The following is a 15,170-nucleotide window of genomic DNA, read 5'->3' on the forward strand; positions in this document are numbered from 1 at the left end:
ACATTCGGACGGACCCTTCTCATCCACGCCCGATGGCGGACGGCGACGTCGACATGCGGGCCTCAACGGCGGAAGAATCAACGTGGACAGACGAGATTTCCTGACGATGTCGGGCCTGGGATTGGCCGGGCTGATGGTTCCCTACGGCAACCTCATCGCCGCCGAGGCGCTGCTTTCGCCGTTGGATGTGGCCAAGAAGAAGGTGCTGGCCGACGCCGCGCTGGGCGCGGCCACCCAGGCCGGCGCCTCCTACTGCGATGTGCGCATCGGGCGCTACCTGCGCCAGTTCGTGATCACGCGCGAGGACAAGGTCCAGAACGTGGTCAACACCGAGTCCACCGGCATCGGCGTGCGCGTGCTGGTCAACGGCGCCTGGGGCTTCGCCGCCACCAACCGCCTCACCAACGACGGCGTGGTCAAGGCCGCGCAGCAGGCTGCCGCGATCGCGCGCGCCAACGCCAAGAGCCAGACCGCGCCGGTGCAGCTGGCCAAGGCGCCGGGCGTGGGCGAGGTGTCGTGGAAGACGCCGATCAAGAAGAACTCGATGGAAGTTCCGCTCAAGGAGAAGGTCGATCTGCTGCTGGGCGTGAATGCCGCCGCGGTCAAGGCCGGCGCCGACTTCGTCAACTCGATGCTGTTCCTGGTCAACGAGCAGAAGTACTTCGCGTCCACCGACGGCTCCTACATCGATCAGGACGTGCACCGGATCTGGGCGCCGATGACGGTGACCGCGATCGACAAGGCCAGCGGCAAGTTCCGCACCCGCGACGGCCTGTCCTCGCCGATGGGCATGGGCTTCGAGTACCTCGACGGCGCCGCCTCGGGCAAGGTGGTCTCGCCCAACGGCGTGGTCAACTACAGCGATTCCTACGACATGCTCGAGGACGCGGTGGCCTCGGCCAAGCAGGCGCGCGAGAAACTGACCGCGCCCTCGGTCAAGCCGGGCAAGTACGACCTGGTGCTGGACCCTTCGCACACCTGGCTGACCATCCACGAGTCGGTCGGCCATCCGCTGGAGCTGGACCGCGTGCTCGGCTACGAGGCCAACTACGCCGGCACCAGCTTCGCCACCCTGGACAAGCTCAAGGACAAGTTCCGCTACGGCAGCGACAACGTCACCCTGTTCGCCGACAAGACCCAGGTCGGCAGCCTCGGCGCGGTCGGCTATGACGACGAGGGCGTCAAGACCAAGCGCTGGAACCTGGTCAAGGACGGCACCTTGGTCGACTACCAGACCATCCGCGACCAGGCCCACATCGTGGGCAAGACCGAATCCGACGGCTGCTGCTACGCCGACAGCTGGTCCAGCGTGCAGTTCCAGCGCATGGCCAACGTCTCGCTGGCGCCGGGCAAGAACAAGCTCAGCGTCGCCGACATGATCAAGGACGTCGAGAACGGCATCTACATCATCGGCGACGGCTCGTTCTCGATCGACCAGCAGCGCTACAACGCCCAGTTCGGCGGCCAGCTGTTCTACGAAATCAAGAACGGCAAGATCACCGGCATGCTCGAGGACGTGGCCTACCAGATCCGCACGCCGGAGTTCTGGAACGCCTGCACCGCCGTCTGCGACGACAGCGACTACCGCCTCGGCGGCTCGTTCTTCGACGGCAAGGGCCAGCCGGGCCAGGTGTCGGCGGTCTCGCACGGATCGAGCACGGCGCGCTTCAACGGCATCAACGTCATCAACACCGCCCGCAAGCTCGGCTAAGCGACGCCAGGAGAATCCACGATGAGTATCTTTACCGAAGCCGAAGCCCGGACCCTGCTGGAGAAGGTCGTCAAGCTGTCCAAGGCCGACGAATGCACGGCCACGCTGAGCGGCTCGATCAACGGCAACATCCGTTTCGCCCTCAATAACGTCTCCACCAGCGGCATCGTCGACGACGCCGATCTGGCGGTCCAGGTTGCATTCGGCAACCGCGTCGGCGTGGCCACGATCAACGAGTTCGACGACGCCGCGCTTGAGCGCGTGGTGCGCCGCGCCGAGGATCTGGCGCGCCTGGCGCCGGAGAACCCCGAATTCATGCCGGCGATCGAGAAGCAAACCTACAAGCCCAGCAATACCTTCAGCGAAGCCACCGCCGCGATCACGCCCGAGTACCGCGCCAAGGTCGCCGCCGATTCGATCGCGCCCTGCCGCGCCGACAAACTGACCGCCGCCGGTTTCCTCGAGGACGGCCAGAGCTTCGTCGCCTTCGCCAACAGCAAGGGCAATTTCGGCTATCAGCGCGCCACCAACTTCGACTACACCTGCACCGTGCGCACCGACGACGGCCGCGGTTCGGGCTGGGTCGGCCGCAACCTCAAGAGCGCGGGCGACTTCAAGGTCGACAGCGACGTGCGTACGGCGATGCGCAAGGCCACCGAATCGGCCGAGGCCAAGGCGCTGGAGCCGGGCAAGTACACGGTGATCCTGGAGCCGGCCGCGGCCGCCGGCCTGATCTCGTTCATGATGAATTTCTTCGACGCTCGTCAGGCCGACGAGGGCCGCAGCTTCCTGTCCAAGAAGGGCGGCGGCAACAAGCTGGGCGAGCAGGTCTACGACCCGCGCGTGAACATCGTCGCCGATCCCTGGGACGAGCGCGCCGCGGTCATGCCCTGGGACGGCGAGGGCCTGCCGCGCGAGAAGATGGCGGTGGTCGAGAACGGCAAGATCGCGGCGCTGCGCTACTCGCGCTACTGGGCCAAGAAGCAGGGCAAGCGCGCGGTCGGCACGCCCGGCAACCTGCTGATGGCCGGCGGCGACAAGTCCACCGCGGACCTGATCAAGGGCACCCAGAAGGGCATCCTGGTCACCCGCACCTGGTACATCCGCCTGGTCGATCCGCAGACCGTGCTGCTGACCGGTCTGACCCGCGACGGCACCTTCTACATCGAGAACGGCGTGATCAAGCACCCGGTGAAGAATTTCCGCTTCAACGAGTCGCCGGTGATCATGCTCAACAACATCGAAGAACTCGGCAAACCGGTGCGCGTGGCTGGCGACGAGTCCTCGTTCGTGATGATGATTCCGCCGATGAAGCTGCGCGATTTCACCTTCACTTCGTTGTCGGACGCGGTCTGACGCCACAGCGCGCGGGCGGCGCCGCCGGTGTCCGGCGCGCCGCCCGTCGCCGACGCGCCAGCCGCGCGTTCCCCCGCTACAGCCGAGCCTGTGACCCGTGCAACGACGCGACTTTCTGAGTTTCACCGGCCTCGGTCTGGCCGGTCTCATGCTTCCCTACGGCCGCAGCATCGCGGCGGAGGCCTTGCTGGAGCCGGTCGACGCCGTGCGTCGGCGCACCCTGGCCGACACCGCCTTGAGCGCCGCGCGCGAGGGCGGGGCGTCGTACTGCGACGTGCGCATCGGCCGCTACCTGCGCCAGTCGGTGATCACCCGCGAGGCCCAGGTCCGCAACGTCGTCAACGGCGAATCCGCCGGCGTCGGCATCCGCGTGCTCTGCGACGGCGCCTGGGGCTTCGCGGCCACCGGCCGCTCCACGCCCGAGGCGGTGGCCGCCGCGGCGCGTCAGGCCCTGGCGATCGCGCGCGCCAACGCCAAGGCCCAGACCCGCAAGGTCGAACTGGCGCCGGTGCGCGGCGTGGGCGAGGTGCGCTGGGCCACGCCGGTGCGCAAGAACGCGATGGCGGTGCCGATCAAGGACAAGGTCGAGCTGTTGCTGGGCGTCAACGCCGCGGCGATGAAGGCCGGCGCCGATTTCGTCAATTCGACCCTGTTCGTGATCAACGAGCAGAAGTACTTCGCCTCCACCGACGGCAGCTACATCGATCAGGACGTGCACCGCATCTGGCTGCCGCTCACCGCGACTGCGGTGGACAAGGCCAGCGGCAAGTTCCGCACACGCGACGGCCTGTCGGCGCCGATGGGCCTGGGCTACGAATACCTGGACGCCGATCCGGCCGGCAAGCACGCCTTGCCCGGAGGCATGACCGGCTACGGCAGCTCCTACGACGTGATGGAGGACGCGGTCGCGGCCGCCAAGCACGCGCGCGCCAAGCTCAAGGCGCCTTCGGTCAAGCCCGGCAAGTACGACCTGGTGCTGGACCCGTCCAATATGTTCCTGACCATCCACGAAAACGTCGGCCACCCGCTGGAACTGGACCGCGTGCTCGGTTACGAGGCCAACTACGCCGGCACCAGCTTCGCCACCCTCGACAAGCGCGAGCAGGGCTATCGCTACGGCAGCGAGCTGGTCAACTTCGTCGCCGACAAGACCCGCCCCGGCAGCCTGGGCGCGGTCGGCTACGACGACGAGGGCGTGAAGACGCGCGAGTGGGATCTGGTCCGCGACGGCATCCTGGTCGACTACCAGGCCACCCGCGATGAGGCACATATCCTCGGCCACAAGGAATCGCACGGCTGCAGCTACGCCGACAGCTGGTCCAGCGTGCAGTTCCAGCGCATGGCCAACGTCTCGCTGAAGCCCGGCAAGAAGCCCCTGAGCGTGGCGGAGATGGTCAAGGGCGTGGAGCGTGGGCTGTACGTGCACGGGCGCGGTTCCTATTCGATCGACCAGCAGCGCTACAACGCCCAGTTCAGCGGCCAGCTGTTCTTCGAGATCAAGAACGGCCAGGTCGTGGGCCTGGTCGAGGACGCGGCCTACCAGATCCGCACGCCGGAGTTCTGGAACGCCTGTGTGGCGGTCTGCGACCAGCGCGATTTCCGCATGGGCGGCTCCTTCTTCGACGGCAAGGGCCAGCCCAGCCAGGTCTCGGCGGTGTCGCACGGATCGAGCACGACGCGCTTCAACGGCGTCAACATCATCAACACCGCGCGTTCGCTGTAGCCGCCGATGCCCAGTGTCGTCGCCCGCAGCCCTCAGGCGCCTTCGAGCGCGGGCGCGTACGCATGAACCGCGCGCAGTTCCTGCGCCTGATGCTGGGCGGCCTGGCCGGCGCGGCCCTGGCCCGGCCCTGGCAGTCGGCCCTGGCCGCGGCCGAGTACGACTTCTGGTTCACCCGTTTGAAGTACGACTCCGGCGACTGGGACGTGGACCAGCGCATGCCGGCCAACCTGATCACCTCGCTGATCGACTACACCAACCTGCGCGTGGATCCCAAGGAGCACGTGCTGGCGCTGGCCGATCCCAAGATGCTGACCGCGCCGTTCTGCTACCTGGCCGGGCACAAGCTGGTCGAGTTCAATCCCGACGAGCGCCGCAACTTCGAGCGCTATGTGCGCAACGGCGGCTTCGTCTTCGTCGACGACTGCAATCACGACATCGACGGCCTGTTCGCGCGCTCGTTCGAATCGCAGATGGCGGCGATCTTCGGCCGCAAGGCGATGAAGAAGCTGCCCAAGAACCATCCGATCTACCGCAGCTTCTTCGTCTTCGACGGCCCGCCCGCGACCGGCTTCGAACTCAACGGCTGGGGCGACGACCTGGTCCACGAGTACCTGCAGGGCATCGAGATCGACGGCCGTCTGGGCGTGCTCTACAGCAACAAGGACTACGGCTGCGAGTGGGACTACGACTGGCGCAACAAGCGCTTCCTGGCCGAGGACAACACCAAGTTTGCGGTCAACATCGTCATGTACGCGCTGACCGCGTGAACGAACCAGCAAGGGCACACCCATGAGCCAGATCCCCAGCGAATCCGACATCCAAGCCGAACTGGCCCAGCTGAGCACGCTGCGCAGCGCGATCGCGCAGGCCATCGTCGGCCAGGACGACGTGGTCGAACAGTTGCTGATCGGCCTGCTGGCCGGCGGCCACTGCCTGCTCGAGGGCGTGCCGGGCTTGGGCAAGACCCTGCTGGTGCGCTCGTTGGGGCAGGCGCTGGAACTGCAGTTCCGGCGCGTGCAGTTCACCCCCGACCTGATGCCCAGCGACATCCTCGGCACCGAGCTGCTGGAGGAGGACCACGGCACCGGCCATCGCCATTTCCGTTTCCAGCCCGGCCCGATCTTCACCAATCTGCTGCTGGCCGACGAACTCAACCGCACCCCGCCCAAGACCCAGGCCGCGCTGCTGGAAGCGATGCAGGAACGCACGGTCAGCTACGCCGGCGTCACCCACACGCTGCCGTCGCCGTTCTTCGTGCTGGCCACCCAGAACCCGCTGGAACAGGCCGGCACCTATCCCTTGCCGGAAGCGCAGCTGGATCGTTTCTTGCTGCATATCCGCGTCGACTACCCCAGCGAGCGCGAGGAGCACGACATCCTGCAGCAGACCACCGGCGCGCACAGCGCGCAGGTGCCGCGGGTGATGCACGGCGAGCAGGTACTGGCCCTGCAGGCGCGCGTGCGCGAGGTCCATCTGGGCGACGATCTGCTGCTGTGGATCACCCGCCTGGTGCGCGCGAGCCGGCCGCGCGACAGCGCCCTGGCCGAAGTGCGGCAATGGGTGAAGTGGGGCGCCGGTCCGCGCGCGGGCCAGTCGCTGGTGCTGGCGGCCAAGGCGCGCGCGCTGCTGCACGGGCGCCTGGCGGCTACCCGCGACGATGTGCTGGCGCTGGCCGCGCCGGTGATGCGCCACCGCCTGCTGCTGTCGTTCGCGGCCGAGGCCGAACAGAAGAGCGCCGACGACGTGATCGCGGCGCTGCTGCGCGGCGTGCCGTTCGCCGGCGCCTGAGCGTCGGGGCAGGGCGGATAGCGCGATGAGCGGCGATCTGATTCCGGCGGCGGTGCGGGCGCGCTTGCGCACCCTGCGCCTGACCTCGCGGCGCGCGGTCGGCGCGCACGGGCTGGGTCTGCACCGCAGCCGCAGCCGCGGCGCCGGCCTGGAGTTCGCCCAGTACCGCGCCTACGAACCCGGCGACGAACTGCGCCAGATCGACTGGAAACTGTATGCGCGCTCGGACCGCTTCTTCGTGCGCGAAGCCGAGCGCGAAAGCCCGCTGGCGGTGTGGCTGCTGGTCGACGCCAGCGCCTCGATGAATCAGACCGACGCCGCGCGTCCGAACTGGAGCCGACTGGATGCGGCCAAGGGCCTGGCCGCCTGCGTGGCCGAACTGGCCTTGCGCCAGGGCGACCGCTTCGGATTGATCGGCCTGCGCGGCGACGGCTTGCGTCTGCTCGCGCCCGCCAGCGGCCCGCGCCAGCGCGATCGCCTGCTGCTGGAACTGCAGGCGCTGTCCGCGCAAGGCGCATGGCCCAGCAGCGAGCAGTTGCGCCCGCTGTGGGAACGCATCGGCGCCGACGACCTGGTGCTGATGCTCGGCGACGGCTTCGACGAAAGCGGCATCGCGGTGGCCGAGCGCCTCGCATCGGCGCGGCGCGAGGTCTTGAGCGTGCGCATCCTGACCGCCGAAGAGCGCGATTTCCCGTATCAGGGCGGGCACCGCTTCCGCGACCCCGAGACCGGCGAGGAGCTGCTGGGCGACGGCGTCGCGCTGCGCAACGAGTTCCTGGCGCGTTTCGCCGCCGCCCGCGCCGAGGTCGATGCGCGCCTGGATGCCTGCGGTATTCGCCATGCCGAGTACGTGCTCGACCAGGAGCTCGATCTGCCGCTGCGCCGCTTGTTCGGCGCCCGCGACGCCGCGGAGTACGCGTGAATTTCGCGCTGCTGCTGCCTGCCGCCCTGGCCGCGCTTGCGGCCCTGCTGCTGCCGCTGCTGATCCATCTGGCGCGACGCAGCGAGCAGCGTCCCACCGATTTCGCGGCGCTGCGCTGGCTGCGCCACAAGCCGCGGCCGCGCCACCGCATTCGCTTCGACGAACGCTGGCTGTTGCTGCTGCGTCTGTTGTTGCTGGCCTTGCTGGCGCTGTGGTTGGCGCGTCCGGTGATGCACGGCGCGGCGACCGCGCGGCCCTGGGTCGCGGTCGCGCCTGGGCTGGATCCGCGCACGCTGCAGCTCCCGCCCGATGCGCGCGCGCACTGGCTGGCGCCAGGCTTCCCGAAGATCGACACGCCATCGCCGACCCAGCCGGTCGCGCTGGCCAGCCTGCTGCGCGAGCTGGATGCGACCCTGCCGGCGGATGTGCCGCTGCGTGTGCTGGTGCCGGCGCAACTGACCGGCGCCGATGGCGAACGCCCGCTGCTGTCGCGCAAGATCGAATGGCAGGTGGTGGCCGCTGCGGCGCCGGCCGCGCCAGTCACGCGGCCGCTCGCGGTGCCGAAGCTCGCGATCCGCTATGCGCCCGAGCGCGCGCCCTCGCTGCCCTACCTGCGTGCGGCGGTGTCGTCGTGGTCGCCGCAAGCCGCCGCGCTCGACGTCGCGGCCGCGACGTCGGCTGCGCCCGGCGATCCGGGCACGCGCAGCCTGCTATGGCTGGCGCCGGGTGCCTTGCCTGCGCCGCTGCTGGAATGGGTAGGGGCGGGCGGTAGCGTTCTGCTCGATGCGGGCGCGCCGCTGCCGGAGGGAACCTCGCCCGCGCCGCTGTGGCGCGACGCCGACGGCGCGGTGCTGGTCGAAGGCGGTCGCTACCGGGACGGGCGCGTGCTGCGCTTCACCCGCGCGCTTACGCCGCAGGCGATGCCGGTGCTGTTGGAGCCCGAGTTTCCGCGCCGTCTGCGCGAGCTGCTGAGCGCGCCGGCACCCGAGCCCACGCTCGCGCTAGCCAGCGACTACGCGCCGCGCAGCGGCGGCCCGGCCTACGCCGCGCCCGCCCGCGATCTGCAAGCCTGGCTGGCCTTGCTGATCGGCCTGCTGTTCGCGCTGGAACGCTGGCTGGCCTGCCGGCCCGGCCGCGGGACGACGCCATGAACGCAACTGGCGAACTGCAGCGCTTGTTGCGCGCGGCGCGCTGGCGGCGCGGGCTCGATGCCGGCCTGGTGGCCGCGCCCTGGGCGATCGTCGCGGCGGTCGCCGCCTGGCGATGGAGCGGGGGCCCGGTCGCGGCCTCGGTCGCGCTGCTGGGTATCGTCGCCGTAGCGCTCCTGGCCTGGCGCCTGGCGCTGCGCCTGGACACGGCCTGGCTCACGCGCCAGCTCAATGCGCGCCGCCGCGATATGGACGACAGCGCCGATCTGCTGTTCGCCGACACGGCGACGCTGGGTGCCCTGCAGCGGCTGCAGCGCACGCGCCTGCAAGGGCGTCTCGAAAGCGTGGCGACGCCCGCACTGGGACCGGTCGTGTCGTCGCGTCGCGCGTGGCTGTCGGCGGTGCTGGCCGGACTCGCCTTGCTCGGACTGTCGCTGTGGCCGCGCCCGAACGATGCGCCCTTGAGCGAACGGCTGGCCGATGCGGTCGGCCTGGCGTCGTCGCCCACGCATACGCGGCTGAGCGAGGCCTCGCTGGCGATCGCGCCGCCCGCCTACACGCGTCTGCCGGCGCGCGAGGAAGCGCAACTGGAGGCCAAGACCGTGCAAGGCGCGCGTTTGCGCTGGCGCCTGCGCTTCCAGCCGCAGCCGGGCTCGGCCGAGCTGGTGTTCCACGACGGCCGCCGCCTGGCCTTGCAGCGCCAGGGCGAGGACTGGTCGGCGAGCGCGGTGCTGGAGAAGTCGACGCTGTATCGCATCGTGCTGGATGCGCACGCGCTGCCCTTGCAGCAGCGGCGCCTTTATCGTCTCGATCTCACCCCCGACCGTGCGCCGCAACTGCGCGTGATCGAACCCGACCGCGGCTTGAGCCTGCTCACGCCGGGGCAGCGCGTGTGGCCGCTGGTGTTCGACGCCAGCGACGACTACGGCCTGGCTGCGAACGCGAGCCTGCGCATCACCCTGGCCCAGGGCTCCGGCGAGAGCATCACTTTCCGCGAGCAGCGCATCGGTCTGCGCGGCAGCGGCGGCGCCACCGCCAAGCGTTATGCGCATCGTCTGGATCTGGCCGCGCTGGGTTTCGCGGTCGGCGACGACCTGATCGTGCAGCTCAGCGTCGACGACAACCGCGCGCCGCAGCCGCAGAGCGCGCGCAGCCCCAGCCTGATCCTGCGCTGGCCGGCGGACCTGGGCCAGGAGGCGACCGGCATCGAAGGCCTGGTCAAGACCACCTTGCCGGCGTACTTCCGCAGCCAGCGCCAGATCATCATCGACGCCGAGGCCTTGTACGCGCAGCGGCGCAAGCTGGCGGCCGCGCAATACGAACAGCGCTCGGACGCGATCGGCGTGGATCAGCGCATCCTGCGCCTGCGCTATGGCCAGTTCCTGGGCGAGGAAGCGGAAGGCGAGCCCAAGCCGCCGCCGACCAACGATGCCGAAGACCAGGCGCATGCGGACGGCGGGCACGACGCGCAAGCGAAGCCCGAGGCCCACGACGATCACGATCACGCGCCGGCGCAGACGCCCTCGCGTTTCGGCGATGCGGGCTCGGTGCTGGAGGAATACGGCCACACCCACGATCACGCCGAGGCCGCGACCTTGCTGGATCCAGAGACGCGCAAGTTGCTCAAGGCCGCGCTGGACGAGATGTGGCAATCGGAGCTGCACCTGCGCCAGGCCCATCCGGAGACCGCCTTGCCCTATGCCTATCGCGCCTTGCGCTACATCAAGCAAGTGCAGCAGGCCAGCCGCATCTACCTGGCGCGGGTCGGCCCGGAGCTGCCGCCGATCGACGAGAGCCGGCGCATGAGCGGCGAGCGCGAAGGTCTGGCGCGGCGCGGCGATGCGCTGAGCGCGGCCAGCGCGCCCGATGCCAGCCTCGAAAGTCTGTGGCGCAGCCTGGAGACCGCACCTGGCGCGGCGAACGCGACCGTCGACACCGCCGCGCTGGAGCGCTGGCTGGGCGAGCACGAGGCGCGCGTCGCCGATCCGCTCGCGTTCGTGGCCGCGATCGATGCCTTGCGCGAGCGTCCCGACTGCCTGCCGTGCCGCGCGCGTCTGCGCGGTTTGCTGTGGCCGCTGCTGCCTCGTCCGCCGGCGGCGCTGCCGCGGCGCGAGGACGGCGGCGAAGAAGGGCGGCGCTATCTCGATGCCCTGCGCAAGGAGTCGGCGCCGTGAACCCCGCCTACTTCACGCCGGAATTCGCCTTGGCCGCGCTGCTCGCGCTGGCGGTGTTGGCGGCCTGGACCGGACTGATTCTGCGCCAGGCGCGTGCGCCCGCGGGCGGGGGCGCGCGGGGTTGGCGTCTGGGCTTGCTGCTGATCGCGCAACCGCTGGGCGCGATCCTGCTCTACCTGGCGCTGCTGCCGCCGCGCTTGCCGGGCGAAGCCGGCACGATGGTGGTCGCGACCCAAGGCGTCGCCGATTTCGCCGAGGGCGTCGCCGGCGACGTGCGCGTGGTTCTGCCGGAAGCGCCCGCCACGCTGGAAGGCGAGCGCGTGCCCGACCTGGCCACCGCCTTGCGCCGGCATCCCGGCACGCGGCGCTTGCGCGTGATCGGCGCCGGCCTGGAGGCCCGCGATCTGGATGCCGCAAGCGGCCTGGCGATCGAATTCCGGCCGTTGCCCTTGCCGCGCGGCCTCACCGGACTGTGGCTGCCGCGCCGGATCGCCGCCGGCGACGATTTCGTCGTGCATGCGCGCGCCCATGGCCTAGCCGGCGGTAGCGCCGAACTGCTGGATCCGGCCGGACAACGCGTCGATCGCGTGGCTGTGGACGCGAACGGCGCCCTGGCCCTGAGCGGCAGTGCGCGCGGCGCCGGTCTCGCCCCGTTCCGTCTGCGCCTGCTCGATGCCCAACGCAAAGTCGTGCAGGACGTCGAGCTGCCGCTGAGCGTCGCCACCCAGACCGCGCCGCGCATCCTGATCCTGGCCGGTGCGCCCAGTCCCGAACTCAAGTACCTGCGGCGTTGGGCGCTGGACAGCGGCGCCGATCTGCACACCCAGATCAGCGTCGGCGGCGGCCTGCAGTTGGGCGATGCGCCGATCGCGCTCAACGCCGCCAGCCTCGCCAACTTCGATCTGGCCGTGCTGGACGATCGCAGTTGGGAGGGCCTGGGCGCGGCCCAGCGCGCGGCCCTGATCGAGGCCATGCGCAACGGCCTGGGCGTGGCCCTGCGCGCGACCGGGCCCTTGTCCGAGAGCACGCGCGCGCAATGGCGTGCGCTGGGCTTCAACGTCGACGCCGGCCGCGAAGCCGCCACCGCCAAGCTCGCGCTGGACGGCGGCGCCGACGAAGACGCGATCCGCGCACGCCTCGGCCCCGGCAGCGCCGACGCGCCGCGCGCGCGCGACGAGGCCGTGCCGGAGACGCCGGTGCTGAGCCGACGCGTGCTGCGCCTGGAATCGCCGCGGACCCAGACCCTGCTGCGCGATGCCGGCGGCGTCGCCTTGGCGGTGTGGCGCGAGCAAGGGCGCGGACGCGTCGCGCTGTGGACGCTGACCGACAGCTTCCGCCTGGCCCTGGCCGGCCGCGGCGATCTGCACGCGCGTTTGTGGAACGACTTGCTGGCCAAGGTGGCGCGTGCGCAGAGCGGCGGCGCGCCGGACATCGACACCGAAGCGCGACCACACCGGCGCATGCGCCTGTGCGGCCTGAGCGCGGGCGCGCGCGTGTCCGCACCGGACGGCAGCGAGCTGGTGTTGCCGATCGATCCGGCCAGCGGCGCGGCACGCTGCGCCGCTTATTGGCCGCGCCTGCCGGGTTGGCACACGTTGCGCCAGGGCGACCGCGCCTGGCCGTTCGCGGTGCGCGCCGCCGACGAAGCGCCTGGTCTGCGCGCGAGCGCCTTGCAGGCCGATACGCTGGCGCTCGCCGCGCAGCCGTCTTCGCGCACAGACGTTGCGGACGTCGCTGCGAACACGCATCGCAGCGCATCCTGGCCCTGGTTCCTGGCCTGGTTGTTGTTCAGTGCGGCGTTGTGGTGGTTCGAACGCTCGCGCCTGGGACGCCCGCCCGCGGCGGTCTGAGGCGCATCCCGTGCGATGCCGGCGCTCGCCGGCTCAGATCGACTGCATGCGACCACCGTCCACCGCCAGGCTCACGCCGTTGACGTAGGCGGCGGCAGGCGAGGCTAAGAAGGCGATGCTGGCGGCGATCTCCGCGGGCTGGGCGAAGCGGCCGGCCGGCACGGTCTTGCGCATGGTTTCGATGATCGCTTCTTCGGATTGCCCCGAGCTGCGAGCTCGGTCGCCGATGATCTGGGTGATGCGACCGGTCTCGGTGTAGCCGGGCAACACATTGTTGACGGTGATGCCGAACGGCGCCAGTTCGCGCGACAGGGTCTTGGCCCAGCTCGCGACCGCGCCGCGGATCGTGTTGGACACGCCCAGGCCGACGATGGGTTCCTTCACCGAAGTAGAGATCACGTTGACGATGCGGCCCCAACGCGCGGACTGCATGCCCGCAAGCACCGCCGCGACCAGAGTCTGGTTGGCGAGCAGGTGACGATTGAAGGCGTCCAGGTAAGCGTCGAGTTGGGCGCTGTGGGCGGGTCCGCCGGGCGGGCCGCCGCTGTTGTTGATCAGGATGTGCACCGGCCGACCGGCGGCGAGGGCTTCGACCTGCGCGCGCAGGCCGGCGGTGTCGGAGACGTCGGCGGCGATCCAGCCGTGCTGCTGCGCCGCGCGCGTGGGCAGGGCCGCGACCACCGCTTGCAGCGCGTCGGGCCGGCGCGCGAGTACGGTGACGTCGGCGCCGAGCAGGGCCAGTTCGTGCGCGGCGGCGCGGCCGATGCCGTCGGAGCCGCCGCATACCAGGGCGTGTTTGCCGGTCAGATCGAGGTCCATGGCGGTGCTCCGGTTGCGATACGGCGTGAGAGAGATCAGGCGTCGGGCAGGGCGGCGCGCATCAGCGCGGCGACCTCGGTCGCGTTCTCGCCGCCCAGCGCGTCCAGGCGCTCGGCCACCGCGACCCGGTTGGCGAGCGGGTGGTTCTGGCTGAGCTTGAACTTGAGCGTGGCGCGTTCGACTTCGAAACGAAAACCGACGATACCGCGCAACTGCCGGCGCAGGTCGTCGCGCTCAACCTCGAAGCGCCAGTCGCTGTCGACTTCGGCCTCGTGTCGCACGCTGAGATCGTCGACCAGGCGCGCGAGCTCGGCTTCGTCGTCGTAGGTCTCCAAACGCCCGTGCAGATGCGCGACCGCGTAGTTCCAGGTCGGCACGCGCGCGGCTTCCTCTTTGTCGGTGTACCAGCCCGGCGAGACGTAGGCATGCGGACCGTGCACCACGGCCAGCGCGGAGCCGGCATGCGTGGCTTGCGGATTGGGCCTGGCCCAATGCCCGCGCAACAGGATGCGGTCGCCGTCGCGGCTGTACAGCACCGGCAAATGCGACACCGTGGGCTCGCCGTCGCGCACACTGATCAAGCTGATGAAGTTGTCGCGCGCGAACAGTGCGTCCAATGCGGCCAGATCGGTCTCGGCGAAGGCGCGCGGCAGGTACATGCGTCGCTCAGTGCCGCTGCGGCAGCTTGCGCACCATCAGCTCGCGCAGCACCTCGTCGTCGTCGGCGCGCGGCGGGGTCAGCTCGTCCACCGCGAAACCGCGTTCGGCCGCATCTTCGTCGTCCAGGCCGTCCAGCGACACGAACTCGGCGTCCATTAGGGCCGCGCGGGCCGTGTCCTCGCTGTCGTAGGCCAGGGTGTTGCCGTCGCTGTCGAACACTTCCGCGGTGCCGGCCTCGCGCACGCGCAGGCGCGCCCAGATCACGGTGCGGCCCAAAGTGGCCAGCCACCATTCCTCGCGCAGGGTGTCGTTCACAGCTTCATCGTTCATGGAGGCATCGCTCATGGCAGCACCGTGGACAACGCCCACAGCAGGCCGGCGCAAACCAGGCCGGCGATGATGGTCAGCAGCGACAGCCGGGCCGGATTGGCCAGGCCGTCGAGGTTGCGGTCGTTGGCGCTGCGGTAGCCGCGACCCAACAGCCAACGCCAGGCCGAGGGATTGGCGAACGCGCCCGCGCCGAGCTCGCGCTGCAGGTCCGGATGGCGGTCGCGGATGTGCACCAGCGACAGCGGCCAGAAAATCACGAAAGCGCAGAAGCCGGCAATGGCGACGGCGACGAACAGCAGGGCTAGAAACAGGATCACGGGCTACTCAGGATTGCGGTGCGCGGTATTCGCCGATGACTTCGATCGGCCCGACGATGTGGTCGTTGAGCTGCTCCAACTCCTCGGCCGGTATCCACCATTCGGTGTGGTGCGCGCCGCCGACCTTCTGGATTTCGTAGCGCGCCATGAAATCCGCATCGACTTCGAACCGGGTCACATAGCCGACGCCGCTGTCCTTGATGTTCCACTGGGTGGCGATGTCGATCGCGTACTGCTCGTTGGTCACCGGATAGAAGATCGGCTGCTCGGGCAGGCGCGGCGGCCAGCGCCGGAAGCCGCTGGCCTCGACCAGGGCCAGTTCCTTCGGGCCGGTCGGGCGATACAGGGTTACCGTGGTCATGGCGTGCGGGG

The 15,170-nt window shown here is 70.0% G+C and carries 14 protein-coding genes; 9 read left to right on the forward strand and 5 right to left on the reverse strand.

All coding sequences use genetic code 11. From position 1 onward, the window contains the following. The first annotated feature begins 82 nt into the window (after nucleotides 1–82). From ASD69_RS04870 to ASD69_RS04910, 9 genes are all read left to right on the forward strand, one after another. Nucleotides 83–1,711, forward strand: coding sequence for a TldD/PmbA family protein (locus tag ASD69_RS04870; RefSeq protein ID WP_056174569.1), 1,629 nt, complete (start codon nucleotides 83–85; stop codon nucleotides 1,709–1,711). A 21-nt stretch (nucleotides 1,712–1,732) separates the two neighbouring features. Continuing rightward, nucleotides 1,733–3,067 carry a TldD/PmbA family protein gene (locus tag ASD69_RS04875; protein WP_056174572.1) on the forward strand — a complete coding sequence of 445 codons (1,335 nt, stop codon included), beginning with the start codon at nucleotides 1,733–1,735 and terminating at the stop codon, nucleotides 3,065–3,067. Nucleotides 3,068–3,164: 97 nt separating this feature from the next. Then, a complete protein-coding gene (locus tag ASD69_RS04880) occupies nucleotides 3,165–4,790 on the forward strand; it encodes a TldD/PmbA family protein (RefSeq protein WP_056174574.1) in 1,626 nt (541 codons plus the stop codon). A 62-nt stretch (nucleotides 4,791–4,852) separates the two neighbouring features. Continuing rightward, nucleotides 4,853–5,557, forward strand: coding sequence for a DUF4159 domain-containing protein (locus ASD69_RS04885; protein WP_056174576.1), 705 nt, complete (start codon nucleotides 4,853–4,855; stop codon nucleotides 5,555–5,557). 22 nt (nucleotides 5,558–5,579) lie between these two features. After that, entirely contained in the window at nucleotides 5,580–6,578 is a 999-nt protein-coding gene (locus ASD69_RS04890; RefSeq protein ID WP_056174578.1) for a MoxR family ATPase, read from the forward strand. A 25-nt stretch (nucleotides 6,579–6,603) separates the two neighbouring features. Continuing rightward, nucleotides 6,604–7,500: a DUF58 domain-containing protein gene (locus ASD69_RS04895; protein ID WP_056174580.1), complete on the forward strand. Its 897-nt coding sequence runs from the start codon at nucleotides 6,604–6,606 to the stop codon at nucleotides 7,498–7,500. Further along, nucleotides 7,497–8,651 carry a BatA domain-containing protein gene (locus ASD69_RS04900; protein WP_056174582.1) on the forward strand — a complete coding sequence of 385 codons (1,155 nt, stop codon included), beginning with the start codon at nucleotides 7,497–7,499 and terminating at the stop codon, nucleotides 8,649–8,651. Before ASD69_RS04895 ends, ASD69_RS04900 begins: the two co-directional genes overlap by 4 nt. Then, entirely contained in the window at nucleotides 8,648–10,822 is a 2,175-nt protein-coding gene (locus ASD69_RS04905; RefSeq protein ID WP_056174584.1) for a hypothetical protein, read from the forward strand. Before ASD69_RS04900 ends, ASD69_RS04905 begins: the two co-directional genes overlap by 4 nt. Beyond that, on the forward strand, nucleotides 10,819–12,672 hold the full coding sequence (locus ASD69_RS04910; protein ID WP_082576269.1) for a hypothetical protein: 1,854 nt from the start codon (nucleotides 10,819–10,821) through the stop codon (nucleotides 12,670–12,672). Before ASD69_RS04905 ends, ASD69_RS04910 begins: the two co-directional genes overlap by 4 nt. A gap of 33 nt (nucleotides 12,673–12,705) precedes the next feature. Here ASD69_RS04910 and ASD69_RS04915 read toward each other — a convergent pair whose 3' ends face one another. Genes ASD69_RS04915 through ASD69_RS04935 form a run of 5 tightly spaced genes read right to left on the reverse strand, consistent with a single transcriptional unit; the run spans nucleotide 12,706 to nucleotide 15,159 of the window. Further along, nucleotides 12,706–13,491 (reverse strand): SDR family oxidoreductase, encoded by a 786-nt coding sequence (locus ASD69_RS04915; RefSeq protein ID WP_056174585.1) that lies wholly within the window; start codon nucleotides 13,489–13,491, stop codon nucleotides 12,706–12,708. 35 nt (nucleotides 13,492–13,526) lie between these two features. Continuing rightward, nucleotides 13,527–14,150, reverse strand: coding sequence for an FMN-binding negative transcriptional regulator (locus ASD69_RS04920; protein ID WP_056174586.1), 624 nt, complete (start codon nucleotides 14,148–14,150; stop codon nucleotides 13,527–13,529). A gap of 7 nt (nucleotides 14,151–14,157) precedes the next feature. After that, a complete protein-coding gene (locus tag ASD69_RS04925; protein WP_056174587.1) occupies nucleotides 14,158–14,481 on the reverse strand; it encodes a hypothetical protein in 324 nt (107 codons plus the stop codon). An 11-nt stretch (nucleotides 14,482–14,492) separates the two neighbouring features. Further along, a complete protein-coding gene (locus ASD69_RS04930; protein ID WP_056174588.1) occupies nucleotides 14,493–14,798 on the reverse strand; it encodes a hypothetical protein in 306 nt (101 codons plus the stop codon). A gap of 7 nt (nucleotides 14,799–14,805) precedes the next feature. Beyond that, entirely contained in the window at nucleotides 14,806–15,159 is a 354-nt protein-coding gene (locus ASD69_RS04935) for a hypothetical protein (protein WP_056174590.1), read from the reverse strand. Nucleotides 15,160–15,170: the final 11 nt, after the last annotated feature.

The organism is Lysobacter sp. Root604 (assembly GCF_001427505.1).
In the GTDB taxonomy this organism is placed as follows: domain Bacteria; phylum Pseudomonadota; class Gammaproteobacteria; order Xanthomonadales; family Xanthomonadaceae; genus Lysobacter.

Excerpts from the sequence above, each read along its gene's own strand:
- ASD69_RS04920 (WP_056174586.1), bottom strand. The coding sequence starts at position 14,150 with ATGTACCTGCCGCGCGCCTTCGCCGAGACCGATCTGGCCGCATTGGAC.
- ASD69_RS04925 (WP_056174587.1), bottom strand. The coding sequence starts at position 14,481 with ATGAACGATGAAGCTGTGAACGACACCCTGCGCGAGGAATGGTGGCTG.
- ASD69_RS04890 (WP_056174578.1), top strand. The coding sequence starts at position 5,580 with ATGAGCCAGATCCCCAGCGAATCCGACATCCAAGCCGAACTGGCCCAG.
- ASD69_RS04875 (WP_056174572.1), top strand. The coding sequence starts at position 1,733 with ATGAGTATCTTTACCGAAGCCGAAGCCCGGACCCTGCTGGAGAAGGTC.
- ASD69_RS04905 (WP_056174584.1), top strand. The coding sequence starts at position 8,648 with ATGAACGCAACTGGCGAACTGCAGCGCTTGTTGCGCGCGGCGCGCTGG.
- ASD69_RS04935 (WP_056174590.1), bottom strand. The coding sequence starts at position 15,159 with ATGACCACGGTAACCCTGTATCGCCCGACCGGCCCGAAGGAACTGGCC.
- ASD69_RS04915 (WP_056174585.1), bottom strand. The coding sequence starts at position 13,491 with ATGGACCTCGATCTGACCGGCAAACACGCCCTGGTATGCGGCGGCTCC.
- ASD69_RS04885 (WP_056174576.1), top strand. The coding sequence starts at position 4,853 with ATGAACCGCGCGCAGTTCCTGCGCCTGATGCTGGGCGGCCTGGCCGGC.
- ASD69_RS04895 (WP_056174580.1), top strand. The coding sequence starts at position 6,604 with ATGAGCGGCGATCTGATTCCGGCGGCGGTGCGGGCGCGCTTGCGCACC.